Below are 26,135 nucleotides of genomic sequence, written 5' to 3' on the forward strand. Positions count from 1 at the left end.
AGTAACGTGCCGATCAGTATCGCAACGGTTCGGGGATATGTTCTTGAAGAGCTACTGGCCAAGCTGTTGCAGGACAACGGCTATCGACTGCTCGTCACAGAGGAGCAGGATCCCGAGGCCCTAAAGGACAGCGGCAGGGGATTGCTGGTCCACGGTCGCGGCACGACCCATCAGGTTGACGTGCTTGGCGAATTGGACCTACCGCTACCGTTCTCACTGCCATTGCGCCTATTTGTGGAGGCCAAACATCGCGCGAGGCCCACAGGTATTGAGCATGCGCGAAACGCGTATGGAACGATCCGTGACGTCAACGAGCACTATAGCGCGAAGACTCCCGGGACGTACCACATCCCGATGAAGAGGTATCAGTACCAGTACGCCTTGTTCTCCGCCAGCGGCTTCACGAAGCCAGCACAGGAATATGCTCTGGCACAGCAGATTTCGCTGGTTGATCTGTCCAGCCCAGATTTCGACGAACTATTGACATCGGTGGACGACCTTGCCGTCCGGATCGTCGACCTAGCCGAGCGAACCGGACTTACATCGTTGCCGCTCAACCAGATTCGACATGCGCTTCGACATGCGCTGGGCACCTGGCCGGCCAACGTCGACGATGAGACATTCCCTGACCTCGCATCCCGCATCCAACAGGTGCGCGATCACACCGGAATGCCAACCTTCTCGTCACCGACGTTGGGGCTTGCAGTCACGCATGACAGAGCGCGGGCTGGGCTGGAGGTGGCGCTGCGGCGTATGGAAGCAGATTACGAGGAGCAGGACTTGCCGGCCCGTGAACTGCCCACCGACAAGTTGACTGCCATCGTGGTCGACCTCGACGACTTCGGGCTGGACAGGCTGATCCTCGGCTTCCCTTCAGCCCCTTTCGTTCTCATCCTGCAAGTCGAAAATCCGGATACTTTCGCCGAGTACATCGATAACCCACGCAATTCGGATATTTGGGTTCATCTCGAATATCCCCGTGATCGCCGCGATAACCGGCCACTCAGCCGAGACTGGACAATCGTCCCCGTCGATGACGCAGCCCGTTTCCGTCTGAGCTTTACGCTCCCCGCCATACTCGCCGACTGGATGCTCAGTGGACAGGTCCCCATTTGGAGCCTGCGGGAGGCCAAGACCACTCTTCTGTCGTCTATCGTCATCATCCACAACGGCAGATTGGTGCGCCTGCTCTATCAGCCGCATCAGGGGTAATTTCAGCGACTTTGGGCTCCCAAACGACAACAGCCTTGCGCGACGGTTCGTGTGATGTAGGCCGAGATTGAAGCGCCGGGGGCGATACCGAGACAGCGGTGGCGATGCGGGCACCCCACGGGCACCTGCCGTCCGGGTTTGCGGGCGGTCCTCATGAACACCGCCACCTACACCCACCCCGACCTGACTGCGATCCTTCCCGCTCAGCCTCGCCGGTCGAGCGAGGTTCCCGCTTTGCAGTGAGACTTCGCCTCTGAATACTGTGTCGTTCGCCCGGCCCGGTCAGCGGCGAGCACGTCGGGCACGCGGTCGCCGAAGTCGGCGGTGAAGCCACAGATGTCCGGCTCGTCTACGACCCCAGGTCGACTGGGGCTATCAGTCTCAGGACATTGGCCTCAAGAGTGCACGTCGAGAAACCTCTTCGAACAGCGCGCCTCGCGGCATCACAGGGCGTACCAGGCAGGCAGTCGGACTGCGACGCGAGACTCGTCGTTTCGTCCGGCCTGCAGCATGACCCGCCTGTAGTGAACGGAGCAGGTGGAGTCCAGCGTACGTCGCCGATCCCACACCCAGACGCCCATCTCAGCGCGCGCAGCGAGAGCTCTACGGTCGGCACAGTACTGCCGATTGCGACTACAGTCACATACCGTCCGGTTCCGTATCACCTGCCGGATTCTGGAAACCGCAGGTGCACAGGTAGCGCTTCTGCAGGCAAATTGCACAAATGACTGGTCGACATGAAACCATGCCTGACCAGTCATCATAGGTGGTCCTAGCTGGTTTCGAACCCGCCGACGCTAAGTCGCCGAAACCGGCCGCTACCTCGAAATATAGGGCTCTACCAGGGCGATCGTGCGCCACCCCACTCAAGCAAGCGTACGCATCAATGGGCAGGCAGGATCGGGCTGCGCTATTGCACGTATATTGCACGCACGACCAGCCACACCCCCTCAAACAGACATCCATGGCTGAGTGGAATACCGTGCCGACGAGAGCCACTTGCGTTCACGGTGACCGAAGCTCTGGAGAGGCGCGCCAGCTCAGGTGCTTACCGAAGAACGGGACCAGGCTCTCCAGTGCTTCCCTACGAGGCCGGGCTTGTCGTACAGGTCGTAGTGCGAGGAACCCTCAATCTCGGCCGCACGCCCGTAGAGCTCCGTGCTCAGCCGCTCAAGATCGCATCTGGCGCCCGGCTATTCCGCTGAACTCGCGTCCGAGGGATTTTGGACATGTCCTCCCACGACATAACCGACGTACCGTCCGAACCCCAAGGAAGGTCGCCTCGATGACCCGCTCTACCTCCCGGTAGGCGCCGGCATGGTGGGCACGGGTTGCAGGGGTGTGTGGGTGAGCGTCGCTGAGGACTCGGTGGCGGCCGGTGTCGACGTTGCGGTCTCTGCTTTCGTGGGTTCGGAGACCGGTTTCGATCCGAACTGAAGGGCAGTGGCCGCGAGGAGGAGTGCTGTGGCTCCAATGACGTAGAAGAGGCGAAGCTTTTCGGTCGAGCGGAGTTCCTTCTTCCACAAGAGGATTCTGATCTCCTGTGGGCTGCTCTTGCCGATCTGCTCGGTGAGGCCTGCGTGCGGAAGTTGGGTTTTAAGCTCCTGCTCGAGCTCGACGCCGTGCGCTACCGCACCGACCAGAAGTTGGTGGTACCAGACCTTGTCGACGAAGTAGAACGCTCCCCACAGAACACAACCCAAAATAAGCACGAGGCAGGACAGCTGAAGCGGGTAGCCGTAAACCTTGACTGTCGTGCCGTCTTTCGCGGCTACCGCCGCCGCGCCGAACGCGAAGGTCAGTACGGTCATGGCCAACCCACGGATACGCCACTCAAGATCGTTGAAGTGCTGCTGCACCTCGACGGTCTTCTTCCACATCTCAAGGTAGTGGGGGATGTCCTCTTCCCGCATCTACGCCTCCCTGAAGTCGAAACGTACCAGCAACTCCGAAAAACCCTTCGCGAGAGTGTAATTGGGTTGGATGTCATCTCCTGCAGCGATCGCCCGTTCTCGCTCTACATCCGCGTCGGTCCAGTGCGACACACGACGAAGAAGCTCGTACTCTGCCCGATGCTGCACAACGCCGTACTGCGCATGGACGTCGTGGGCTCCTGCCCGCTGTGCCATCGCCACGTCCTTCATTAGGCTGTCTCCGACGTACACGACCTGGTCAGGCTGGAGGCCACGATCTGTGATGATCTTGCGCAGAATACTGACATCCGGCTTGAGCACGCCCTTCGGGACATGCAGATGGTCGGTAGCGTTCAACCCGTATTCCTCGGCAGGAAGTCTTCGTAGGTCGTCCACTGTGAGGCCTTGAGGGAGGTCGTGGTCTGGAGCGGTGTAGAGCGTCGATATGAGACCGTCGAGACCAGTCTTCTTGATCCGCCACTCCGACCAGTACGCAACCGACTCGGTGTACGCGACGACCGGCACGTTGCGTCGACTCAACTCCTCGATGGTCTCCTTGACCCCTGGGTACAGACGCGTAGTGCGGAGACGTTCGGAGTTGAGAACATGGATCGCAGAGTCATAGACCTGCAGCAAGTCCTCATCTGGATGCAGCCTTCGAAGCGATGGAAGTTCCAGCAGAAGCGCCGAGTACTCAGCTGTGCCTCGTCGTTGGTGTACTGTTCTGATCTCTTTTTCGAGTTGACTCTGGGCGATCCCGCTCATCTCTTCCAGTCTGTGCAGCATGGCGGAGAACGAGGTGTACCAGGTGTCGAACCAGTCCCACAGGGTGTTGTCCAGATCAGTAACCAGTAGTGCGACCTGCGGCCTGTCGCTCTGCCTAATCGCCATAGCGTCGAACGTATCTGACAGCTAGGACATTCAGCTGGGCAAGCACGTAGGTCGAACCCACTGTCGAAAGCACCGCTGGCCGGATCCTTCACGACCCCGATCGATAGGTCCGGCCGCCCAACGTCGGCTCTGCTGCACGATCAGCAGCTGACCATCCAGTCTGAGCCAGGTGGCCAGTAGCGAACTGCTCGAAGTTCCAGGTTTCCTCGACGGTGGAAGAGCCACTGATCGGGCAACAGGACAGGTGCCCGATGCACAATGCGGACAGCGCCCGCCGACGCAGGTCGTCAAGCGGGCCAGGTAGTTCACGCGCCCTCAGCGTCACCGCACACGACCGTCCTACGCGTGCGCGCGGTCGAGGAACCAACCTCATGCGCACATCCAGTCATCCAGCGCCGACGTCCCGGACGACAACCGATCGCTGCCGACCCCTGTCGGAATGTCTCTGCCACCACCATCCGCCGTTGCCGGTCCGATCGTGGCACCGGTGGGAGGCCAAATGACCACCCAGAAACGAACCCCGCAACGCACCCGCCGCACATTCGGCGGAATACGCCGACTCCCCTCCGGCCGCTGGCAAGCCAACTACACCGGACCGGACAAAGCCATCCACAAAGCCCCCCGCCACGTTCACCATCCGAATACACGCGGAAGGCTGGATCGCCGCCGAATACGAACTCATAGAACGCGACATCTGGACTCCCCCGAACACCCGCGCCTCGACCGAACCACCACCAACTCCGGTCCAATTCGGACAGTATGCCGCACGAGTCATCGCAAACGAGTGTCGCGACGCGGACGACCCCTCGCCAGACGAACCGTCGACTCCTACACCTACCTACTCCGCGAACACATCAACCCCACATTCGAAACCACACCCGTCACCGACATCACCCTCGAGATGGTCCGCGACTGGTACAGCACCATCACCCGCGTCCGCCCACGACAATCCAGGTCCAAGGCGATCGACGCCGACGACACTGTGCCCACGACACGAGCCCGCGCCTACGAAGTCCTTCGTATGGTCCTCAACGTCGCGGTCGAGGACTGCCACATCGACCACAATCCCTGCCGAATTAAAGGCGCCACCCCCGTCCAACCCGCACACGACACCGCCGCGCTGACGCCGCAAGGGATCGACGCCCTCGCAGCCGCGATGCCCGAACAGCTTTCCGCATCCGTGCTGTTGGCCTCATGGTGTGGGCTGCGCCCATCGGAAACCTTCGAACTACGCCGCCGAAACCTCGATACCGACTGCTCCACCCTCACCGTCGCCTTCGCCGCGCCTACCGCAACGGCGAGACCGTGATTGACCGCCCGAAAGACGGATCGACCGGAGAAGAACTGATTCCCCACCACATCCTCACCACCATATGCGCACACCTCAACAACCACGTTGGCCCAGAACCGGACTCGCTACTATTCGCCGACCCCGACACCGGCCAAACCATGCGCGAGTGGGTCTACCGCCGCATGTTCAACCAGGCATGCACCGATATCGGCCGACCCGACTTCCGGCCAGGCGAACAACGCCACACCGGCGGAACTCTCGCCGCTCAAGCAGGCGGCACACTGCCCGAAGTCATGGAACGACTCCGCCACAAGAACCCGCAAACCGCTATGGGTACCAGAAAGTCGCTGCGGGACGCGCGCAAACTCTTGCAACGAACATCTCGAAACTCGCCGATGACCTCACAGATCCGCAGTAGCCGCGGCTAGGATAGCCTCGATGCCTTGATCTTCCGTAAGCTCCTGCTGGCCGCTTAATGCTGAGCGGCAGGTGAACTCGCGGTCTCTCGCGGACTGCCCCATGGCCGGCGCGAATTCCGCGGAATGGGTTGTCGAAAAGCAGTAGCGACGCAACTGAAGCAGGCTGCCGACAGTGAGACGGGTCGATCAGGTCAGCGGCCGCAGGGCCCGGAATTCTGCGCCTCGATAAGCGTCGCGGACCGGGCTGCTCCAATTTGATCGATCCGATTATCCGTCCGCCTTGTTGAAGATTCGCGACCGCAGAAGCGGCACATGCTGTGCCAGCAACTGCGGAACCTTGTCGGGGGTCAGCGGATGCGCACCCTCAAGGGCTATCGAATGCCGGGAAAGTTCGGCGCGGAGGGCCTCCTCGCCTGCGCACACCGCCTCGAACGCCTGATACAAATCGATCCCTTGGCTGCCCTGTGCTTCGTCACGACTGATGTAGAGCCGCACGAGGTCTTGGTACCCATTGCGGAAGCCGAACCAACGACCCATCTGCATCAGTGCAGCCGGATCGGTGGGGCGACGCCGAAAATAGGAGACAGTCAGGCCCTCGACTGTGAAGCCACGCGCCAGCTTCTGGCCACTGATCAGGATCTTCCAGATGGGGCGGCGGTCGAAGTCGGTGTCGCCTGTGTCCAGGTCCTTGTCACTGTTGACGACGATGATTGGTTTTTGGTCGGCATCGATGCGCTTGACGACTGAGACTATGTAGGGCATCAATTCGTCGAAGGAGGCAGGGACGGCGTGGGCGCCAGCGCGGGCGGCGGACACAGGTGCGATATCGGTATCAAACAGGTTGCGGAGCCGTTGGTGGCTTTGAGAGTCGGAATATCCAGCCTCCCACCATAATTTGGTGATCCTACCGAGCATCTCACGGTGCGCCTCGACCAAGGCCGATTCGTGGACGAGCATCGTGTGATGTCGAAAATAGCTGTCGCCCAGACTGTCTCGATCTTGTCTGAACAGCTTCATAGCTCCAGTCAACACGAAAGTGTCGATTGCACACTGGAGCTGTTGGGTGTCGTCTTCGCGGGAAAACTCCACGTCGCGGACATGAGCAAGCTCGTTCGAATTGGCGAAGGTGCGCTCGTGCTGCGGCGGCGCGGCACCGAAGTCGTGGAAGTCACGGGCACCCATGTACCCGTCGGGACGCGGTAGGGAGACGATGAAGTCCTTGGGAAAGATCTCGGCGTTGCCCTCCGGGGCGAGCAGGACATTCGCAAACGGCGTCGCGGTGTATCCCACGTACTGGGCCCGCGGCAGCTGAGCCAGCAGATGGGAGATCATTTGATTGATGGCGCTGCGCTCGGTATCCGGGTTGAGGCCGGTGGTGTTGAGCGGGGCCTCGTTGGATCCGTCATCGATGATCAGGGCCGGGATCTCATCGAGAGGGGTACCGATGCAATGCAGGTCCTTCACCAGCCTTCTTAGGACGGTTTTGCTCTTCTTGACCACCATCAATCGGGCCGGGGAGCGGTGTAGGTTGCGGATGTCGTAAAGCGGGAGGTCGGGTTCCTGCTTCTCGAACTCGAGGGCACCGATTCCGTACGGGAGCGTTCGGTAATCGTTGTGACGGGTGGTGAGGCGGACGATGTCGAAGCCACCGAGAGACGATGGCATGCCACCGAATTCGATGAATTTGCGCTGCACCCACTGAGGGTCGTCGCAGTAGTCGGATTCGTACTCGCTGACACCGCGCAGGATATTCTCGCGGCCCACGAGTTCTTGGTCCAGCCGGCGCTGGGTTTGGTCCCGCAGCAGGTTCAACGTGCTACCGAGCACAATTACCAGTCGGTACCCCGCATCCATCGCCTTCGCGATGACGCCTGTGAAGTTGGCCGTCTTACCTGACTGGACGTAGCCGACGACCAAGCCTTTCGACTGGTAGGCCTGCGGCTGCGTCGGATCGGCCAGTCGCTCGACAACAGCGTCGGTCATAGTGTCGAGGCTGTGTATCGTCTGCGTCGGCCAACCTTTGCTGTTCAGGTGCTCCCGGTACCGCGGCCAATACCAGGCCCTCTGCTGCTGTGAGGCCGGGGTGTACCACGGCGCGAATGCCGTGCTGACCACCACGGATGGTGACGCCTCGTCCACCGGACAGACACTGTCGAACGCGTCGCGAACTTCCCTTCCCAGAGCCAGCCCACCGTAGACGTCGGCCCGTCGCTGCAGGGTACGTGCTTGGGCGGGCGACCAGGCTGGGTGCTCCATACGGTCCCATAACCCAAACTGCTTGCGCCAAGCCTCGATCAACGGGTCTTCTGGTCCCGCTGACGTGAGGAACCACAGAAGGTCTTCCTCATCGGCGTACGGTGCCGCGCCACCGATATCCTCGGCTTGGTACTCCATAGCGCGCATCAGGCGTTTGGGCCGGGTTGCTGCTAGATCGGCAAGAACCGCGCGGTGCAAGATGGTTCGTAGTTGGGTCGCCCGCGCAACTCCGGAAGCGCCGTGATCCGCCCACTCATTCCGCAGAAAGAACGACGTAGTCCGCCCTGCAGACAGCCCGCTGGGCTGTTGAACTTCCGTTGCTGGAGACGACAAGTCGCGTGGCTGGTCACGTACGGCCCATTCCCAGGCATCACTGCTAGTCAGGCGGAACCTTTCTGCCAGCTCGATTTGCTCGTGGGATGCGTTGTCGGGCAGCAACAGCCAGTTCGGAGACACATCCAGCGCAAGCGCAAGCGCGACCAGGTCGTCGACATCGACGCGGCGCTGCCCCTTCTCCACCTTTGCCAGGGCCGACAGATCGATCGGTCTACCCAGATCACCCAATCGCCGTGCGAGGGTGCCCAGTGTGAGCCCGCGGGCCTGTCGAAGGTCTTGTACTCGTTTGCTCAACCGGATCCCAGTAGGACCGAGAGCACCGACCTGCTTCGCCACGACCCCACATTACCGCGATGTCGGTGGAAACCACCAATTGGCGAAAATCGCCATTTTACACTCTTGACCTAGGCGTGCGCACCGGGAAGGCTGTGCTCGATGAGAACCACTGGCCGGCGCCCAAATGGCAACGGCTCCTGCAGCTCCGTGCCTCCGCGACCGACTGGAACCCTCCATGACCGACTCGAATCCCCAGACCGTGAAACTGCTTTTGCTCGTCATCGCCACCCTGTTCGCGCTACTGATCGCCTTCGGTGCTGCGGCCTTGTCCCGGCACAACGGGGTGCGCTGGGCGAACGCGATTTTCCACGGCGGGGCAGCCTTCGCCGGTTCACTCACGCTGGCCCTGCTTGTGCTCAACACCGTCTTGGGCAATTGACCGTGGCCGACGCGCAGTTAGCCTCGCCCTCCACGGCAATAGCATCTGACCTGCGCCAGAAATCGCGAAAGGTGCTCTGAACTGCAATAATTCAGCCTGCCAAGGGCTGACAACGCAAGAATCGGAGCATCTGTCCTGGTAAAGTAGTCTAGGTCGTGGTATCTGTCGGTGCGGGCGAGGGCCCCTCGTCCCACTCGAGCTCGACGAAGTCGTCGGATTCAACTGTGCCGGTACCGCACCAGAACCTCACCTCGAATGTCCCGCGGCTCATGGCATCACGCTGTAGGTGCTCCAGGCCGTCACCGTCGCGGTCCAGATCAAAATTCGGTGTTCCCGCCGCCACGGCAGGCTCCGGGCCCGATTACTGCTCGCACTGACCAACAGTCACTGCGAGCGGGCAGCGGCGGGGCGGCGAGTTCGGCACGGTGACGATCACACGAGCCGGTTCGTTCGCCCGTCCCCGAATCGATCCTGACCGGCGACGAGGTGGCCGCCCCAAATCACCGTCAACCTCGACGAGCAGATCGGCTGACACCGACCTCTGTGTCGGCTGGCGAGCTGGATCTGCAAATCGCCGATGACTACGCGGTGCCCGGTGAGGGCGTTGCCCGCCCCGAGCATGCGGCGAATCGCTGCCGGAGCACGGCGACCTGCTCGGGCGTCATCGCCGCCCAACCGACTTGCACACCCGGCCTCGGCATCCGGATGCCGAGCAATGCCTGGATGAATATCGGCCCAGATTCAGCACCCTCGTGACGAACGCTATTGCACGTAAGTTGCACGAAAAGTGCAGGCCATCGCCAATAATGCTCTGACCTGCACTTTATGGTGGTCCTAGCTGGTTTCGAACCAGCGACCTTCCGCGTGTGAGGCGGACGCTCTCCCGCTGAGCTATAGGACCGGGATGGTTGCGAAGGGCTGTTTGTGCGGCCTCTCGAACGAGACGAAACATTAGCACGGGGTACCCGGGAGACACCAAATCGCCTTGTGAACGGGAAGTTCGGGGCGGCGCGCCCGGTAGATGAAGAGGGTTCGGAACGTGCGGGTCGACGCGGTACCCGAAGTTCGGCCATCGGTCATCGCCGCGCCACCGGACAACATGCGTGTAATTCACATTTATGCCGTTTAACCAGGCGATTTGTAGTCTTCGCCGCGCGTCGGCTAATGTTCTCATCGCACCACGGAGAGCAGCAAGGCCCCCGGGACGAGCTCCTCTGGAAGTGTGAATGCGGATGTAGCGCAGTGGTAGCGCATCACCTTGCCAAGGTGAGGGTCGCGGGTTCGAATCCCGTCATCCGCTCGAGAGGTAGGTTAGGCACTAGCAGTATGCCATCCTCCTTTGCGCGGTGGAGTGGCCGAGTGGTGAGGCAACGGCCTGCAAAGCCGTGCACACGGGTTCGATTCCCGTCTCCACCTCGCGCGATTAGCTCAGCGGGAGAGCGCTTCCCTGACACGGAAGAGGTCACTGGTTCAATCCCAGTATCGCGCACCACAAGTCAGGCCCCCTTTCGAGGGGGCCTGACTTGTTTGCGTCGCGGACCGGTCAGCCCAGCTCGAGGACGGCCTTGCCGTGCAGTCGGCGGTCGCGCAACGCGGTGACCGCCTCATCCGCGGCGGACCAGTCGCCTCGCCAGACGACCTGCGGGTCGAGAACGCCCGCGGCGACCCGGTCGGCGAGCCAGGTGAGATCACGGCCGAGATCACGGCAGCCGAGCAGGAAGAACGTCACGATCGAGCGGTCGTGCCTGCCCGCATCGCCGAAGAAGGTGCCGAACGGGAACCGCTCCGGCGCACCCGAGGCATGCCCGACCGAGACGAGCGTCCCGCCCTCCGCGAGCGACTCGAAGGCGGCAACCATCTGCGATCCACCGACGAGGTCGAGCACACCGTCGACGCGGCCATCGAGTTCCGTCGGATCCGCTATCACCTGTCCGGCACCCAGCTCCCGCATGCTGTCGCGATGCGCATCCGGATTCGACGTCACCGCGACGACCTCCGCACCACCCAGGTGTGCCAGTTGCAACACATAACGGCCGACCGCACCGGACGCGCCGGTAACGAGAACCCGGCGCCCCAGCAATGGGCCGAGCCGGTGCAATGCGCGCAACGCCGACGCGCCCGCCACCGGCACCGTACTGAGGGCTGCGAGGTCGGCACCTACCGGTGCGACTCCGACGAATTCGGAATCCACAGCACGCAATTCGGCCCAGGCACCGGCCGGTCCTAGCGTGACCACCGGCGTGCCCACAGCCGGTCCGGAGCCGTCGGCAGCCGCACGCTCGACCACCCCCGACGCGTCCCAACCCAGAACCGTGCCCGCGTCGGCGCCGGGAACGAGATGGGTCACCTCGCCGTGGTTCAACGAAGTCGCGGCAACCCGCACCAACACCTGATTCGGGGCCGGATCGGGGTCCGGGACCGATCCGAGGCGGAGTCCGGCAGGGGCGGAACGGTCGACCAGCAGTGCTCGCATATCCAGGGCCTTCTCTTGTGACGACACGGCAGATCAGCCGCCCAGCAAAAGTGCCACTGAGTGGCAATTGCTGTCAAGTGGCGTTCGCTGTCGGTCATCGGTAGGCTGAGACGATGGACGTAGCGATAGACGAGTTGCCGCTGCGCGAACGGAAAAAGCTACGAACCCGGCACGCGTTGATCGACTCCGCTCTCCGGCTGTTCACCGAGCGTGGGTTCGATGCCGTCACCCTGGATGAGCTGTGCGAGTCCGTCGAGGTTTCCAAGCGCACGTTCTTCCGCACCTTCGCAGGCAAGGAAGACGTGGCGATGGCGCCACTGCAGGACGTCTGGCTCGCCTTCCTGGATGAGCTGGAACGCGGAGAGCCACGAGAAACCGGGCTCCTGCGCGTGCTCCGGGACGCGCTGCTGGCGGCCGTCGACCGCGTCGCCGTCGGCGAGTGGCCACGGCGAGCCGCGCTGAGCCATCGCCTCGTGGGCGTCACCCCGTCGATGGCCGGACACAACCTGCAATTCTGCGATCGGACCAGCCGCGCGGCAGTCACCCTGCTGCACCGCGAACTGGACGTGGGCGAGGACCGCACCCTGCATCTACGGCTCGCCGTCGACATCCTGGTCGCCGCGTTCCATTGCGCGCTCGGCGCCTGGACCACCCACGACGACCGCACCGCCGGAGGATTGGCCACCGAAGTACGCCGCGCCTTCGATGCGGTCCCGGACGTGCTGACCATGACCGTGCGACCGAAGAGCCTGTAACCCCGATCACTCCTGCGCCGCAACCCGGTGGCCTCCCCTAGGATCGGCACGGCGCCGCCGGGGCCGCAGCGGATGGCGGGACAGGCGGGACGGAGGGGCAATGTGAGACAGATCCTGTTGTCGGCGGGTATCGCCCTGTTCATCACCATCACGCTCACCCCGGTGCTCATCCGGGTGTTCGCGCGGCGCGGTTTCGGGCAGGAGATCCGGATCGACGGGCCCGCCAGCCACCACACCAAACGCGGCACACCGACGATGGGTGGTCTCGCCATCGGTGCGGGCGTGTGGGGCGGCTACCTCGGCTCGCATCTGATCGGGACACTGTGGGACGCACCGGGTCCCAGCGCATCGGGTGTTCTGGTGCTGTTGCTCGCCTCGGCACTCGGCGTGGTCGGTTTCCTCGACGACTCGATCAAACTGCGCAAACACCGCAATCTCGGGCTCACCGCGGCGGGCAAATACCTGGGGCAGATCTCGGCGGCGGTCGTGTTCGCCGTGCTGGTGCTGCGATTCCCCGGCGCCACCGGACTCACTCCGGCGGGCCGCAACCTGTCGTATGTGCGTGACATCCCCACCATCACCTTCGCCTCGCTGTTCTTCGTGCTGTTCGTGGTGCTGCTGGTGGTCGCCTGGTCGAACGCGGTGAACATCACCGACGGGCTCGACGGGCTGGCCGCCGGGTCGATGACCCTGACCCTCGGCGCCTACGTGGTGATCACGCTGTGGCAGTACGACCACTCCTGCGAGATCACCCCCGGCCGCGCCTGCTATACCGTCCGCGACCCGCTGGACCTGGCGATGGTGAGCGCGGCCGGAGCCGCGGCCTGCGTCGGATTCCTGTGGTGGAATGCCGCGCCCGCCAAGATCTTCATGGGCGACACCGGATCCCTCGGCCTCGGCGGGCTGCTGGCCGGGCTGTCCATCACCAGCCACACCGAACTGCTCGCGGTGGTGCTCGGTGGACTGTTCGTCGCCGAGATCATGTCGGTGGTGCTGCAGATCGTCGTCTTCCGCACCACCCACACCCGGCTGTTCCGGATGGCGCCGTTCCACCACCATTTCGAACTCGACAACTGGCCGGAGACGACCGTCATCATCCGGTTCTGGGTGCTGGCGGGCATCGCCTCGGCGACGGGTCTGTGCCTGTTCTACAGCGAGTACCTGACGTCGCTGTGACACAACATTGTCGGTGTTCGCCGCTACGCTGACGCGATCATGAGAGAACCGGGCCACGACATCGCCGCCGACGTCTCGTTCGAGCTCGAGGAGCTCGACGAGCTGGTCGGCGAACTGCTCGTCGACCACGCCGAACGCGCGGCACGCGAGGCGCGGGTGGTTGGGCTTCGCCTGGGCATCGGCGGTCAGCGCCCGGAAACCCTCACCCGCGTCGGCGCCCGCTACGACCTCGCCCGCGACCGGGCCCGTCAGCTCTACACCAAGGCGATCGGGCGCATCCTGCGCGAGGCCGCCCGATCCGGACACCGCTCCGCCGAGGTGTTCGCACACCGATATCCGCGTGAGGCAGGCGATCTGCGCCTGGTGCGCACCCTGCTCACCGAGATCTACGCGACCGACACCGACCTGGTCGCCATGGAGTGGTCGTATCTGAAGTTGCGCCTGGCCGGACACGACCAGACCGACGCCCGGCGGGTCGCCGGTTATGTCATGCAGCGAATCCTGGGCTGGCAGAAGAAGACCGCGAGCATCCTCGCCAAACTGCACGCCCCGGACGACGACGTCGACGACCTGGACGCCGTGCTCGCGGGTACCGACTGGCCGGACGGCTCCCCTGCCCCGTTACCCACCGCTTCTGCGCGGGTGGCCGATGCCGACGACGACGGCCGCGGCCGGTTCTACCTGGCCAAGGCCGGGCGCGACGTCGCCTACGACTCCGCGCTGGTCGCCCGCCTGCTGCGCACGCTCGATGCCAGCCCGGCCGTCGCGGCATTCCAAGAGGAGCCCGCCGCCCTCACCTACACGTTCGCGGGTGAGAACCAGGTGCACTACCCCTCGGTCGCCGCCCGGCTCGGCGACGGCCGGACGGTGCTGATCGATGTGGTGCCGCTGGGCCGGACCATGTTCCACCACAACAGGCTTCAGGCCGAGCTGATGCGCGCCCACGCCCACGAACGCGGCTGGGGTGCGCTCACCTGGACCGGCAGCGCGATCGGCACCGCACAACTGCGCACCCGCGCCGTCGACGCGGCCGCCGAGCAGCGCATCGCCACCGACCTTGCCACCGGCCCCTACGACCGGGCCGCCCTCGCGGCCGTGCTCACCGAGACCGGCTTGGACCTGCTCGACCTGGCTGCCCTCGTGCTGCGCAACGACTGGCAGTTCGACCGGTTGCCGATGCGGCTCAGCGCATCACCATCGCCCCGGCGAGCACCGCGACAACCAGCAGCATCGCGCAGCAGGTGAGCCACTGCCACTGATCGAGGGTGCGGTCCATCCTGGTGATCGTGGCGCGCAGGCCCGCTGCGGTCCGCTGCTGGGCGACCAGCTCGCTGCGCAACCCGGCCAGGGTGATGGCATGGGCGTCGGCGGCCGCGGCCGCGCGTTCGATGCGGTGATGCAGCCTGGTCACCAACCGCTGCTTGTCGCGCACGGCCTGCCGCGACACCGCCAGTTCCACTCGCTGGTCGCGCAACTGACTGCGCTGACGTTCGATCATCGCGGCCTGCGCCGCCGTGTGCTTTTCCCAGGTGCCCATCTCGGCCCACCCTCCGTTCATCACATCCACATGACCCCAGGCGATGTCGTCGGCCACCCAGCCCTCGAGGAACTCCCGCAGCGCCCAGCCCGCCCGCACCGGTGCGGCGAAACCGGACTCACCGGCGGTGAGCATGCCTTGATCGATGCGGTATTCGGCACCGGCGGGCGCGAAGTCGGCGATACCGACCGCGGGCACCAGCGGCACCCAGTACCCGCGCGGGACCACCCACAGCACGTCGTCGATGCCCGCTTCGCGCAGGCGTTCGCGGTGCGCGCGGGCGGCGGTGATGTCGAGGGGGCCGCTGCGCACCTCGACGACGCCGCGCCGTTCGCCTCGGCGCCAGTAGATGTCGACGGGGATATCGCCCACCCGCGCGTCCACCTGGGCCTCGTCGGCGCCCGCCGCCGTCAGCCTGCCACAGATCCAATGTTCGAGCCGCTGGGTATTCCATTGCTTCGCAACGCAATCGGGGCAACCACAGCCGTATCCGGCGCGTTCGGGCGCCGCGCGACGACCGCCCTCGGAGATCCCGAGTTCGTCGAGCAGCGCCCGCCGTCCGCACACCACCTGGGTGTCGCTTCGCCGCTTCGTCCTCACACCATCACTCCCTCACCAGGGCCTGCCGTACGCCCCGCGCCCACGACCTGCACTCAGGTTCCCGCAGCCGCCGACACGCCGCCAGCCCCCTTGACCCGCACTCGGGTGCGTCGCCGTGTGGTGATCGAGATCACAACGACGACATTGCTTGTATATCAAGCCCTTTCATTGTGCCAACGTCGCACGGACCGGCGAAGATCTTGATCATTTCGATACACAGACCGGCCGGGTTGCCGGTCCTTTTCGTCCCGATTACGAAAAGGTTCGGCGCGTCGCCTGGCGCACCGGCCGAGGATCAGTACAACGCGTCGGCGGGCCCCGGTGGATATGATCGCAGGCGGCCGAGGCGGGCACGCTCGCCGTCCACCGGAAGTAGGGTGTGCATGAACCACGCTGAGCACGACGAAACCATCGGGTCGATGCTGGCGAATATCGCCGCGGCGCTGCGTGAGGTCAGCGAGAAGCTCGATGTCGTCGCCGCGCGCGTCGCCCAGGAGGTCCCCCGCTTCCCCGGTGACGACGAGGACGTGCCCGACCAGCTCCGCATCCGCCGCCTCGAAGCGTGGGCTTTCCATGCGTCACAGGACATTTCCCGGCTCAGTGCCCGGCTCGACGCGCTCGACGGCGGCGACGATCCAGCCCCACCACCCGCCCGTGGGCGCAGCAGACGAGAAGTCCGCGAGGCCGCCGAGCGGGCCGCCGCCCATGAGGAAGCCACCCGGCCGCCGCTGGAGCGCCGTCAGTCGAGCCGCTCGGTCCCCGACCACCTCGGGGATCCCACTTGGCCCATCACCGCTGCGCCTGTCCCCCGCGCGCCGATCGAACCGCAGAGCGGTGTGGTTGCGGGCGAACGTAGTCGGGCCGCGTCGCACGAGGAGGATGGGCCTCGTACCGCCGCGTTCGCGGTCCAGTCGTCGGGGCTCGGCGATCCTGAACCCCAGGCGGCCCGCGCGTCGAGCGGTGGGCACGGCGACACGGCACAGCGAGCGAAGGTGAACGGTGCACACGCGCCACAAGCACCTGTGAGTGAAGCGGTCTCGAATGCGCAGCGTGTCAACGGGCGACTGCCCGCGCAGCCGGAGCGGGAGACGCCCGCGCGTGGAGTGGCGGACGACATCGCGGCACAAGGTGTCGGTCTCACCGCGAATCGCGCTGTCGCGCTCCCCGATTCGACCGGCGGCGTCCGTCACGATGAGGAGACCGTCACTGGTTCGGATGGGTCCGCCGGCGTCGAACGCGCCCGGCCGGTCGGCAAGGTTCCCACCGAGACCCGCGGCACCGAACGCCACACCACTTCCGGCAATGTGACGTGGTCGCCCAACGGAGTCGATCCGCAGGCTCAGCGCAACGGATCCGGCCCCCACCGGGCGACCGACCTACGCCCCTCCGTCGAACACGCCGGCGGATCAGAAGACACGCGGCACAGCTCATTCGACGCCGACACGGCGGGCGAGCGGGTCGGTGATTCCGGCGATGCGCACCGCACCACTCGTGCGTCGGGTCATGGCGATGACCAGCGGGCGAGCTCGGCGCGCGGACCGGGGAACGGCACGGGTGGGCCCGCGAGTACGGGTGCGCAGGATCGTGTCGGAATCATCCCGGCCGAAGACGCTCACGCGATCGAAGCCCGGGTCGCGACGAACGGGACCACCTTCAACGGGTTCGCCGATCGGACGGGTTCCGGGCCGAAGAACGGCAGTACCAACGGGATCCAGTGGTCCTTCGACGACGACGTGGAGACGACCCTTCCCACCCCACCGCGAAACGGTCACGCCCGCAACGGCTTCACCACGGACTCGCGCGGCGAGTCCGTCTTCGCGGACTTCACGCCTCGCAATTCGACCACCACCGAAAAACCGGCAGCCCCCGCCCGGTTGGTCGCCCCGCCGGCCGCCGATTCGGCCCACCAGGTCGAAGCCGGGTACGTGCCGGGCCGAGCCACCGCGCCGTCGGAGCACCTCGACCAGGCACCCCGGTCCGGGCCGTCGGTCGGCGGCCCCGACTACCGCACCAGTCCGGCGACGGAATCCGTCGACCGGTCCGGCGACACAGCCCTGCCGACGGACTACCCGAATCAGGCGGGCCACTCCGCCCAGGCGGCGGGCGATCCCGGTCGGACGCACCAGTCGGCGGACCGCATCACCCAGGGCGAGCAATCCAGCCCGTCCGACGAGGCGGCGAACAACCGATTCGACTCGGGCGAGCGTTCCAGCCGACCGCACGGTCACAGCGCCGAGGAGACCGGCCGCCCATTCGGCCAGGACGCGCACACAGGTCCGCTCGCGGCCCAGGCGGCGCACGGCACCGCGCGATTCACCAACTCGGACAACGAGGCAGGGACCCGGCACGGCCGACCCGCCGCCCCGGCAGTCGACCTGCCCGCCGTCCACGCCTCGTCGAGCGCCGACGACAACCTCGGTCCTGCCCCCATCCCCACGGCGACCGACCCGGCAGGCATCACGGTGACCGGCACCTACCGCGCCTTCGACCTCGAATCCGCTGCCCACGTGGACAAATTGCAGGCCATGCTCGACGAGCTCAAGCGCTCCGCGGGCCTGCCACCGGGTCGTCGCGACGTCTTCGGTCCGCCGACCCAGGACCTCGGCTAGACGGCGACTCCCACCGAGCGCACATCGGGCGCCTCCGGCGCGTCGCGCAGTACCGTCGCGACGAGCTCGCGCACGGCGCGATGGCCCGCGTCGGCGGTATTGCGCGGATGCCAGGCCATGGCGACGACGGGGGCGGGCAACGGCAGTGGGATCTCGAAGGTGGCCAGGCCGAGCGCCTGGCAGGCCGGGCGGGACAACGCCGCGGGGGCGGGGCAGATCAGCTCGGTGGTCGCCACGGTGAACAACGCGGTGGCCAGATCGGCGACGGTCGCGACGACGCGGCGGGTGCGACCGTGCAGGGCGAGCCGGTCGTCGATGGGACTGTGGGTGCGGCCGGTGGGCGACACCTCGAGGTGGCGCGCGGAGGCGTAGGCGGCGACGGTGGGGCGGTCGGCGGCGAAGGGATGGCCGGCGGCCGCGACACCGACCCAGCGGTCGCTGAACAGCCGCTGCACCACGGTTTCGGGGTCGGTGCGGCCGAGCACGCCCACTTCGATGTCGACCTGTCCGTCGCGCAGGGCCACGGCGCTGTCGGCGGGGTCCGCGGCCAGCAGCCGCACCGTCACGCCGGGCAGTTGCGCCCCGACCGCGCCGAGCAGCGGTCCCGCGAGCCGCGCCGCCACCGCGTCACCCACGCGGACCACGAAGTCCCGCTGCCTGCGAACACCGCCGCCCTCGTGGGTGAGCAGCACCCGGCTCGCCTCGACCAGCGCCGCCACGTCCTGGCGCAGTTCCAGGGCGCGCGGGGTGGGCACCAGATGCCTGCCGGAGCGCACGAGCAGCGGGTCACCGAACACCTCGCGCAACCGGGTGAGGGTGCGGCTCATCGCCGAGGTGGAGGTGTGCAGTCGCCGGGCCGCCTCGGTGACGCTGTTGGTGTCCAGCAGCGCGTCCAAGGCGGGCAGCAGGTTCAGATCCAGCGCTTCCACGCCAGGATTATCACCAACGCCCGGTTCGCCACCAAGCGGGGAGCACCGCGTGTCGGTTATCCCTCGACCGCCGCGACCGGCGTCGGCGCCGGGGCGGCGTTGCGGTTGCGCAGCACGCCGCGGTAGGTCGCGGGCCGCACCGGGCGCACCCACTGCCCGAGCCGGGCCGACAGCGGCAGCGGGGTGCCGAGGTCGTCGAGCATCTCGTCGATATTGCCCAGCGAGAACGGGATCACCGACGCACCGTGCGCGTGCGCGCCGTTGCTGCGGGCCCGCGACCAGGCGAGGCGTTCGTCGATGTCGTTGTTCATCAGTTCGGCGACCGGCGGCACGAACGCGCCGGTGAGCAGCCCCGCGATCCAGTGCGCGCCGACCTCGGCGCTCAGGGCGCTCACATTGGAGCTGTTGTAGCCGGCGAAACTGAGGTTGGGTACCTCGACGGGCAGGATATGGCGGTAGAGCCGGAAGTCGCCTGCCTCGTCGGTGAGCGAGCGGCGTACGAACGGCGTGAGGAACGGAACCTCCTGGCGATATCCGGTGGCGCACACCACGATCTCGGCCAGTTTCAGCGTCCCGTCCGACAACCGGACCGCGGGCCCGTGCTGCCCGCCGATGAGTTCGACGATCTCGGCGTCGCGGTGCACGGCGATGCGGCCCGCCTCGATCTGATCGAAGAACCCCTCGGTGGCCAGCGCCGCGCTGCTGGTCGCCATCTCGGCCAGTGAACCGTCGGGGAGCAGGCCGAGCTCACGCAGCCGCAGCTTGCGCGTCACCCGTTCCTGCAGCAGGTCGAGATTCGCCTCGCGCAGGGCGAGCCGGTCGAGTAGGCGTTCGGCGCGGTGGCCGAACCGGGACGGGAAATGCGCCTCACCCACGCGGGTGAGCAGCAATCGTTCGTAGTCGGTCCCGAATCCGAACTTGCGCGGCATCTTCCAGGTGAGCCTGCGGGCGACCACGCTGGTCTCGTCGGCGAGATGACTCACCGCCTCGGCCACATCGCAGGCCGACTTGCCGTACCCGACGACGACCACCGAACGGTCGCGCGCCAGTTCGGCATCGTGGAACTGCGAGACGTGACACAGCTGCCCGCCCGCGGCGCGGAAGGCGGCCGCACCGGGCAGGTCCGGCAGCACCGGGTCGCTGTACACACCGTTGGCGACGATCAGGTGATCACAGGTGCTGCGGTGCACACCCATCCCGTCGCGGATCTCGAGCAACCAGCCGCTGTCGACCGGGTCGGCCGCGACCACCTCGGTGCCGAGCCGCAGATTCCCGGTGAGGCCGAACTTCTGCGCGTACCCGGCGAGGTAGGCCTGCATCTGCTGACCGTCGGGCCAGCGCGGGTAGTCCTCCGGCATCGGGTGGTCGCTGAAGTGGTTGGTGTGCTTGCTGTTCTGCGAACGCAGGCCCGGGTAGCGGCGGGTGACGCTCCACACACCGCCCACGTCAGGGGCTCGATCGAAGACTTCGACCGGGAATCCGGCCTGACTCAACACCTTCGCGCAAGCCAATCCCGCAACTCCCGCACCGACGATCCCGATGCGGCTACCGCTAGTCATGGGCAGGAGAGTACTCGGGACCGCCGTCACGGTGCCACCGCCGCGATGCCCACAGTGCTGTCTACCACCGCCACGCCCGTGCTGTACTGGAACGATGACCAACAGCTCCGTCGTCGTCGACCGGGCCGGACTCTGGGACGCCGAAGCCCTCAGCGATGTGGCGACCGTGACGTTCCCGCTGGCCTGTCCCCCGCAGGCCGACCCGGCCGACATCGAGATCTTCCTGACCCAGATGCTCTCGGGCGACCGTTTCGGCGAATACCTGTCCGACCCGGATCGCACGGTCCTCAAGGCCGTCGACGGTGACGAGATCGTCGGCTACGCCATGCTGATCGCGGGCAGGCCGACCGATCCGGCCATCGACGCACAGGTCAGCCCGGGGTCGGTGGTCGAACTCAGCAAGATGTACGTGCTGCCCGGCCACCACGGCACCGGGGTGTCCGGTGCGCTCATGGACGCCGCGGTCGACTCCGCGCGTGAGTCGGGCGCCGACGCGGTGTGGCTCGGGGTGAACCAGGACAACGAACGCGCGCAACGCTTCTACGGCAAGCACGGGTTCGTGCGGGTGGGCACCAAGACGATGACCGTCGGCAACCAGGTGCACGACGATTTCGTCTTCGAACGGAAGCTGTGATCCCTACGCGGTAGCGGCCTCGAACCGCGACAGCGCGAGCAGACGCGAGATGGCGCGCAGGTACTTCTTGCGGTACCCGCCGTCGAGCATCTCCTGGGAGAAGATCTCGTCGAGCTTGGCGCCGGACACGGTGACCGGGATGCTCGCGTCGTAGAGGCGGTCGGCGAGGACGACGATGCGCAGCGCGACCGCCTGATCGGTCACCGGGTGCACCCCGGCGACGAACACCGAGGTGACGCCGTTGATGAGCGCGCCGTACTTCGACGGGTGCAGGGTGCTCAGGTGCTTCAGCAGTGCGTCGTAGTCGTCGAGGGTGGAACCCGGTGTGGCGGCGGCCCGTTCGGCCAGCACCTCGGGCGAGGTGGGCTCGGGGGCGGGCGGCAGGTCGCGGTGTCGGTAGTCGGGACCGTCGACGCGCACCGGCTCGAAGATCGAGCCGAGTTTCTTGATCTCGCGCAGGAAGTCCTGCGCGGCGAACCGACCCTCGCCGAGCTGGCTCGGCAGGGTGTTGGAGGTGGCCGCGATCGAGACGCCCGCGGCGGACAGCTCGGTGAGCAGGCGCGAGACCATCGTGGTGTCGCCCGGGTCGTCGAGTTCGAACTCGTCGATGCACAGCAGGCTGTTGGCGGAGAGCCGTTCCACGGCGTTGACGAAGCCGAGGGCGCCGACCAGGTTGGTCAGCTCGCCGAAGGTGCCGAACGACTTCGGCGCGGGCGCGCTGTGGAAGATCGAGGCGAGCAGGTGGGTCTTGCCGACACCGAAACCACCGTCGAGGTACAGGCCCGCGCCGGTGACGGCCTTCTTCTTGCCGAAAAGGCTCTTCTTCGACGCGGCCTTGTGGATCTTGGCGACCTGACCGGCAAATTCCTCGGCCTTGCGAACCGCGGCCGCCTGGCTGGGTTCCTTGGGGCCGGGAATGTAGGAGGCGAAGCTGACCTCGTCGAACATGGGCGGGGGCACCATCTGGGCGACGAGCTGGTCGGCCGGGACCTCCGGGTGGCGATCGACGAGGCGTTCTTGCATGTGCGAATCGTACGGACGTGGTTGCATCGGTACCTATGCAGCGTATCCCTAATGTGACCCAGCTCGCAGATCTCGACGCCGACGCACTGGCCAGGAGCTATGCGTACCCGAGGCACCTGGAGCGGCCGTGGGTGCGGGCCAACTTCGTCAGCAGCATCGACGGCGCGCTCGCCGTCGACGGCGTGACGAAGGGACTGGCCACCCCGGCCGACAAGCTGGTGTTCAAGCTGCTGCGCGAGCTCGCCGACGTGATCCTGGTCGGCGCGGGCACCGTGCGCACCGAGAACTACGGCGGCGCCCGCACCGACGACGAACACCGGCGGGCGCATTTCCGGCACGGGGTCGGCGGCAGCGAGGACGGCAGCCCACCGCCGATCGCCGTGGTGTCGGGCAGCGCGAATCTCGATCCGGCGGCGCGGCTGTTCACCGACGCGCAGACCCCGCCACTGATTCTCACCACCGCCCAGGCCGACAAAGACCGCGTCGCCGCGCTCGAAGACGCGGGCGCGGAAGTGGTGGTCGCGGCGGAGTTCGCGATCACGCCCGCGGCCCTGCTGCGGGTCTTCACCGAGCGCGGATCGCTGCGAGTGCTGTGCGAGGGCGGACCGCACCTGTTCGGTCAGCTGGCCGAGGCCGACCTGGTCGACGAACTGTGCCTGACCACCGCGCCGCTGCTGGTCGGCGGGGCGGGCGGGCGAATCTCGCTGTCGGCGAAGCAATTCGGAACCTCGATGGCACGCAAGCAGTTGGTGCTCGACGACGACGGCACCGTGCTGGCCCGCTGGGCCCGTCGATGAAACCCGGCGCCGAACCTGGCAGGGTGTAGCCATGCGCTTGACTCGGGCCGCGGTAACGGCCGCGACACTGTCGATCATGCTCGCGGGCTGCGGGGCGGGACCGTCGGATCGGCCCGTCGTCGCGGTGGAACGTCCGGGCGCCGGTGGAGTGGCGACCCAGGAGCCCGCCACCGAGGATCTCGGCACGGCCGAGGTCCCCAAATCCGATCTCACCTGGCGCGACTGCACCGAGTCGACCGTCAGCTCGCTGGCCTTCGGCGACGTGCCCGCCGGACTCGTGCTCGAATGCGCCGATTTCTCGACACCCATCGACACCGCGGGCACCGTGCTCGGCACGTTCCGCGCGGGCGCCCTGCGGGCCCGGCTGCCCGAGACTCCCACCGATGTGGCCCCGCTGGTGCTGACCTCCGGCGCCGACCGGTCCTCGGCCTCCACCCTCGCCGGTCTGGCCATCGGTCCCAACCGGGCGCTGCTCACCGCGCAGCCGGTCGTGGCAGTCGATCGGCGCGGCATCGGCGCCTCCCAGCCCATCGACTGCATCCCGGCCCAATTGCGCGCGGTACTGACCGATCTGGGGCAGACCGGGGTGGGCAACGCCGACCAGGTCGGTGCCGTCGCCGGTTTCAGTCAGGACGCGACCATCGCCTGCCGCGACTTCCTGCAGCCCTACGAGGGCACCTTCGACGCACCGCACGCCGCCGACGACATCGAACAGCTGCGCAAGCAGTGGCAGGTCGAGAAGATCAACCTGCTCGGCGCAGGCAACGGCGGCAAGGTCGCGCTCAGCTACGCGCGCCGCTACGGCGACCACCTGGCCCGGCTCGTCCTCGACGCACCGGAACCGGTCGGTGCCGACGCCGCGACCATGGCCGAGGCGCGCGTCACCGGCGCCGAGGCCGCACTCACCGCGTTCGCCCAGCGCTGCAAGGCGGCCGATTGCGCCCTCGGGCCCGATCCGCGCGCGACGGTCGTCGGGTTGATGAACAAGGCGACGGCAGGCGGACTGGGCGAGGTGACGGCCGCCGACCTGGCGACGGCCCTCACCGGTTTCCTGTCGAGCCCGCGCGGGGATCAGCACACCCGGGTCACCGCCCTGGCCGACATCCTCGCCGCGGCCGACCGTGGCGATCGCGGACCGCTGATCGCACTGGTCGGGCGTGAGGCGGCGGCGATCTCGTCCGACGGCGAGTTCGTGAACCGGTGCACCGACAGCCAGCAACCGCCCACCCCCGATCGGGCCCGCGAACTGGCCGACACCTGGGCGGGCAAATATCCGGTTTTCGGTCGCACCGCCGCGATCGGGCTGATGGTGTGCTCGGCCTGGCCCGTCTCCACCGCCCCGCCGCTGCCCGACGAACTGTCGCTGCCCGTGCTGGTGTTCGCCGGGGCCGCCGACCCCGTCGTCGGCGGTGCCGCGGCCTCGGTCACCGGCGCGCTCGGCGCCGCGGGCGCCCGGCACGCCACCATGACCTGGCAGGGCTGGGGGCATCCGGTGGTCGCACATTCCGGGTGCGCGCAGCAGGCTGTGAATGCCTATCTCGCGGATGGGAAACTGCCCGCCGACGGTGGCGCCTGCCCCGCCTGATCGTCATCCGACCGGCGCGTCGCGGCGCGTCGGGCGGGTCCGGCGACACCATCGCAACCCGATCCGGTGTACCGTGCCCCAGTGTTGTTCCGACAGCTCGAGCCCCGCACCGCTCGCACCGCCGCCGAGGTGATGAAGTTCGCATTGTGGCCGTTCGCGGTCATGACCGTGCTGAACCGTGTCTTCATCAAGGCGATCAACGGTTTCGTCACCGACGACTATCGCCCGGTGTACAACGCCTCGTTCGAGTTCCTCAACGGCAGGCCGCTGTACACGGCCGATTTCTCGTCGGTCGACCCGCACTACCTCTACTACCCGAGCGGGACGCTGCTGATCGCGCCCGTGGCGGCCATCGAGTACGAGTTGTCGCGCTGGTTGTTCATCGGGCTGAACGCCGTCGCGATCCTGCTCGCCTGGTACCTGCTGCTCCGGCTGTTCAAGTTCGGCCTGGGTTCGGTGGCCGCGCCCGCGCTGCTGCTGGCGATGTTCACCTCGGAGACCGTGGTCAACACGCTGGTCTTCACCAATGTCAACGGTTGCCTGCTGCTGGCGGAGCTGGTGTTCATCCACCTGTTACTGCGGCGCCGCGACCTGTGGGCGGGTGTCGCGCTCGGGTTGAGTATCGCGGTGAAGCCGACGCTGGCGCCGCTGCTGCTCGTCGCGGCCGTGCGCGGCCAGTGGAAGGTGTTCGTCACCGCGATCGGTGTGCCGGTGACGCTCACCGCGATCGCCTGGCCGCTGTCGGCGGATCCCGAGAAGTTCTTCACCGAGGTGCTGCCGTACCTGATGAAGACCCGCGACTACTTCAACAGCTCGATCGGCGGCAATGCCGCCTACTACGGTCTGCCGCACTGGCTGGTCCTGGTGATGCAGGGTCTGGTGGCGGCGATCGTCGCGGTGTCGCTGTGGCTGCTGTGGCGCTACTACCGCGACGACGAGCTGTTCTTCGTCACCACCTTCTCCGGCGTGCTGCTCACCGCGTCGTTCCTGCTGCTCTCGCTGGGCCAGATGTACTACTCGATGATGCTGTTCCCGTTCCTGATGACGGTGGTGCTGCGCAATTCCGTGCTGCGTAACTGGCCCGCCTGGCTGGCGATCTTCGGGTTCATGACCTACGACAAATGGCTGTCGGACCGCTGGCAGAGCGTCGGTCGCAACCTCGAGTACCTGCGGGTGACCTTCGGCTGGGGACTGCTGCTGATCGTGGTGTTCTGTGTGCTCGGCGACCGCTACCTGGCCGCCCGTCGCGAGGGCAGGCTGGAGTTGGGCATCGACCCGGCCTGGATGGCGAAGGCGCCCGACTCGCGCGACGGCGTCGAGGAGAAACCGGCACCCGCACCGACCCCTGACCGCGACGATCCGGTGGCGCCGGTCGAGGATCGCGAACCCGCCCTGAAGTAGCGTTTCGGCGCGCGCGGCGCGAAA

20 protein-coding genes and 4 tRNA genes are annotated in these 26,135 nt (G+C 66.4%); 15 read left to right on the top strand and 9 right to left on the bottom strand.

Translation table 11 applies throughout. The features are described 5' to 3' along the window. Positions 1-6: 6 nt before the first annotated feature. Complete coding sequence (locus tag AB0I35_RS05950; RefSeq protein WP_357394637.1) at positions 7-1,212, top strand: hypothetical protein; 1,206 nt, start codon at positions 7-9, stop codon at positions 1,210-1,212. Positions 1,213-2,507: 1,295 nt separating this feature from the next. On the opposite strand, the gene AB0I35_RS05955 is transcribed toward AB0I35_RS05950, so the two are convergent. Together AB0I35_RS05955 and AB0I35_RS05960 are read right to left on the bottom strand one after the other, a co-directional pair. Next, positions 2,508-3,125 carry a hypothetical protein gene (locus AB0I35_RS05955; protein WP_357394638.1) on the bottom strand — a complete coding sequence of 206 codons (618 nt, stop codon included), beginning with the start codon at positions 3,123-3,125 and terminating at the stop codon, positions 2,508-2,510. Next, positions 3,126-4,016, bottom strand: coding sequence for an HAD family hydrolase (locus tag AB0I35_RS05960; RefSeq protein ID WP_357394639.1), 891 nt, complete (start codon positions 4,014-4,016; stop codon positions 3,126-3,128). Between the two features lie 784 nt (positions 4,017-4,800). Between AB0I35_RS05960 and AB0I35_RS05965 the strand changes: the two genes are divergently transcribed. Both AB0I35_RS05965 and AB0I35_RS05970 read left to right on the top strand, forming a co-directional pair. Beyond that, positions 4,801-5,325: a hypothetical protein gene (locus tag AB0I35_RS05965; RefSeq protein WP_357394640.1), complete on the top strand. Its 525-nt coding sequence runs from the start codon at positions 4,801-4,803 to the stop codon at positions 5,323-5,325. Next, positions 5,322-5,735 carry a hypothetical protein gene (locus AB0I35_RS05970; protein ID WP_357394641.1) on the top strand — a complete coding sequence of 138 codons (414 nt, stop codon included), beginning with the start codon at positions 5,322-5,324 and terminating at the stop codon, positions 5,733-5,735. The genes AB0I35_RS05965 and AB0I35_RS05970 overlap by 4 nt, the downstream gene beginning before the upstream one ends. A 258-nt stretch (positions 5,736-5,993) precedes the next feature. Here the strand turns inward: AB0I35_RS05970 and AB0I35_RS05975 are convergent, their stop codons facing one another. Further along, positions 5,994-8,654, bottom strand: a complete 2,661-nt coding sequence (locus AB0I35_RS05975) for a Z1 domain-containing protein (protein ID WP_357394642.1) — start codon at positions 8,652-8,654, stop codon at positions 5,994-5,996. A 175-nt stretch (positions 8,655-8,829) separates the two neighbouring features. Between AB0I35_RS05975 and AB0I35_RS05980 the strand changes: the two genes are divergently transcribed. Then, positions 8,830-9,033, top strand: coding sequence for a hypothetical protein (locus tag AB0I35_RS05980; protein ID WP_357394643.1), 204 nt, complete (start codon positions 8,830-8,832; stop codon positions 9,031-9,033). An 826-nt stretch (positions 9,034-9,859) separates the two neighbouring features. Here AB0I35_RS05980 and AB0I35_RS05985 read toward each other — a convergent pair. After that, positions 9,860-9,934 (bottom strand) — tRNA-Val (locus AB0I35_RS05985). A gap of 327 nt (positions 9,935-10,261) precedes the next feature. Here AB0I35_RS05985 and AB0I35_RS05990 point away from each other — a divergent pair. From AB0I35_RS05990 to AB0I35_RS06000, 3 genes are all read left to right on the top strand, one after another. Continuing rightward, positions 10,262-10,333: transfer RNA gene (locus AB0I35_RS05990), tRNA-Gly, on the top strand. A 45-nt stretch (positions 10,334-10,378) separates the two neighbouring features. Beyond that, positions 10,379-10,449, top strand: a tRNA-Cys gene (locus tag AB0I35_RS05995). A 1-nt stretch (position 10,450) separates the two neighbouring features. Continuing rightward, a tRNA-Val gene (locus AB0I35_RS06000) sits at positions 10,451-10,525 on the top strand. 51 nt (positions 10,526-10,576) lie between these two features. On the opposite strand, the gene AB0I35_RS06005 is transcribed toward AB0I35_RS06000, so the two are convergent. Then, the gene (locus AB0I35_RS06005) at positions 10,577-11,506 is read right to left on the bottom strand and encodes a zinc-binding dehydrogenase (RefSeq protein WP_357394644.1); all 930 of its coding nucleotides are present in this window, start codon (positions 11,504-11,506) and stop codon (positions 10,577-10,579) included. A 113-nt stretch (positions 11,507-11,619) separates the two neighbouring features. On the opposite strand from AB0I35_RS06005, the gene AB0I35_RS06010 reads away from it, so the two are divergent. The 3 genes from AB0I35_RS06010 (at position 11,620) to AB0I35_RS06020 (ending at position 14,682) form a co-directional block, all read left to right on the top strand. Continuing rightward, positions 11,620-12,261, top strand: coding sequence for a TetR family transcriptional regulator (locus tag AB0I35_RS06010; protein ID WP_357394645.1), 642 nt, complete (start codon positions 11,620-11,622; stop codon positions 12,259-12,261). Positions 12,262-12,363: 102 nt separating this feature from the next. After that, positions 12,364-13,437, top strand: a complete 1,074-nt coding sequence (mraY, locus tag AB0I35_RS06015; protein WP_067493047.1) for a phospho-N-acetylmuramoyl-pentapeptide-transferase — start codon at positions 12,364-12,366, stop codon at positions 13,435-13,437. Between the two features lie 39 nt (positions 13,438-13,476). Next, complete coding sequence (locus AB0I35_RS06020) at positions 13,477-14,682, top strand: hypothetical protein (RefSeq protein ID WP_357394647.1); 1,206 nt, start codon at positions 13,477-13,479, stop codon at positions 14,680-14,682. Here the strand turns inward: AB0I35_RS06020 and AB0I35_RS06025 are convergent. Then, positions 14,621-15,574 (bottom strand): hypothetical protein, encoded by a 954-nt coding sequence (locus tag AB0I35_RS06025; protein WP_357394648.1) that lies wholly within the window; start codon positions 15,572-15,574, stop codon positions 14,621-14,623. The genes AB0I35_RS06020 and AB0I35_RS06025 overlap by 62 nt on opposite strands. Before the next feature lie 383 nt (positions 15,575-15,957). Here AB0I35_RS06025 and AB0I35_RS06030 point away from each other — a divergent pair, with 383 nt between their 5' ends. Then, a complete protein-coding gene (locus AB0I35_RS06030; protein WP_357394649.1) occupies positions 15,958-18,183 on the top strand; it encodes a hypothetical protein in 2,226 nt (741 codons plus the stop codon). On the opposite strand, the gene AB0I35_RS06035 is transcribed toward AB0I35_RS06030, so the two are convergent. Together AB0I35_RS06035 and AB0I35_RS06040 are read right to left on the bottom strand one after the other, a co-directional pair. Continuing rightward, on the bottom strand, positions 18,180-19,112 hold the full coding sequence (locus AB0I35_RS06035; protein ID WP_357394650.1) for a LysR family transcriptional regulator: 933 nt from the start codon (positions 19,110-19,112) through the stop codon (positions 18,180-18,182). The genes AB0I35_RS06030 and AB0I35_RS06035 overlap by 4 nt on opposite strands. A gap of 56 nt (positions 19,113-19,168) precedes the next feature. Then, entirely contained in the window at positions 19,169-20,671 is a 1,503-nt protein-coding gene (locus AB0I35_RS06040; RefSeq protein WP_357394651.1) for an NAD(P)/FAD-dependent oxidoreductase, read from the bottom strand. Positions 20,672-20,765: 94 nt separating this feature from the next. On the opposite strand from AB0I35_RS06040, the gene AB0I35_RS06045 reads away from it, so the two are divergent. Then, entirely contained in the window at positions 20,766-21,305 is a 540-nt protein-coding gene (locus tag AB0I35_RS06045; RefSeq protein ID WP_357394653.1) for a GNAT family N-acetyltransferase, read from the top strand. A gap of 3 nt (positions 21,306-21,308) precedes the next feature. On the opposite strand, the gene zapE is transcribed toward AB0I35_RS06045, so the two are convergent. Then, complete coding sequence (gene zapE, locus AB0I35_RS06050) at positions 21,309-22,328, bottom strand: cell division protein ZapE (protein WP_357394654.1); 1,020 nt, start codon at positions 22,326-22,328, stop codon at positions 21,309-21,311. Positions 22,329-22,381: 53 nt separating this feature from the next. On the opposite strand from zapE, the gene AB0I35_RS06055 reads away from it, so the two are divergent. From AB0I35_RS06055 to AB0I35_RS06065, 3 genes are all read left to right on the top strand, one after another. Beyond that, positions 22,382-23,125 (top strand): pyrimidine reductase family protein, encoded by a 744-nt coding sequence (locus AB0I35_RS06055; protein ID WP_357394656.1) that lies wholly within the window; start codon positions 22,382-22,384, stop codon positions 23,123-23,125. A gap of 31 nt (positions 23,126-23,156) precedes the next feature. Continuing rightward, a complete protein-coding gene (locus tag AB0I35_RS06060; RefSeq protein ID WP_357394657.1) occupies positions 23,157-24,710 on the top strand; it encodes an alpha/beta hydrolase in 1,554 nt (517 codons plus the stop codon). Positions 24,711-24,791: 81 nt separating this feature from the next. Continuing rightward, complete coding sequence (locus AB0I35_RS06065) at positions 24,792-26,111, top strand: glycosyltransferase family 87 protein (protein ID WP_357394658.1); 1,320 nt, start codon at positions 24,792-24,794, stop codon at positions 26,109-26,111. Positions 26,112-26,135: the final 24 nt, after the last annotated feature.

Origin of the sequence: Nocardia sp. NPDC050378, from assembly GCF_040655675.1 — a bacterium.
Classification (GTDB): domain Bacteria; phylum Actinomycetota; class Actinomycetes; order Mycobacteriales; family Mycobacteriaceae; genus Nocardia; species Nocardia coubleae.

Excerpts from the sequence above, each read along its gene's own strand:
- AB0I35_RS05960 (WP_357394639.1), bottom strand. The coding sequence starts at position 4,016 with ATGGCGATTAGGCAGAGCGACAGGCCGCAGGTCGCACTACTGGTTACT.
- AB0I35_RS06030 (WP_357394649.1), top strand. The coding sequence starts at position 15,958 with ATGAACCACGCTGAGCACGACGAAACCATCGGGTCGATGCTGGCGAAT.
- zapE (WP_357394654.1), bottom strand. The coding sequence starts at position 22,328 with ATGCAAGAACGCCTCGTCGATCGCCACCCGGAGGTCCCGGCCGACCAG.
- AB0I35_RS06010 (WP_357394645.1), top strand. The coding sequence starts at position 11,620 with ATGGACGTAGCGATAGACGAGTTGCCGCTGCGCGAACGGAAAAAGCTA.
- AB0I35_RS06045 (WP_357394653.1), top strand. The coding sequence starts at position 20,766 with ATGACCAACAGCTCCGTCGTCGTCGACCGGGCCGGACTCTGGGACGCC.
- AB0I35_RS05955 (WP_357394638.1), bottom strand. The coding sequence starts at position 3,125 with ATGCGGGAAGAGGACATCCCCCACTACCTTGAGATGTGGAAGAAGACC.
- AB0I35_RS06005 (WP_357394644.1), bottom strand. The coding sequence starts at position 11,506 with ATGCGAGCACTGCTGGTCGACCGTTCCGCCCCTGCCGGACTCCGCCTC.
- AB0I35_RS06020 (WP_357394647.1), top strand. The coding sequence starts at position 13,477 with ATGAGAGAACCGGGCCACGACATCGCCGCCGACGTCTCGTTCGAGCTC.
- AB0I35_RS05980 (WP_357394643.1), top strand. The coding sequence starts at position 8,830 with ATGACCGACTCGAATCCCCAGACCGTGAAACTGCTTTTGCTCGTCATC.
- AB0I35_RS06060 (WP_357394657.1), top strand. The coding sequence starts at position 23,157 with ATGCGCTTGACTCGGGCCGCGGTAACGGCCGCGACACTGTCGATCATG.
- AB0I35_RS06040 (WP_357394651.1), bottom strand. The coding sequence starts at position 20,671 with ATGACTAGCGGTAGCCGCATCGGGATCGTCGGTGCGGGAGTTGCGGGA.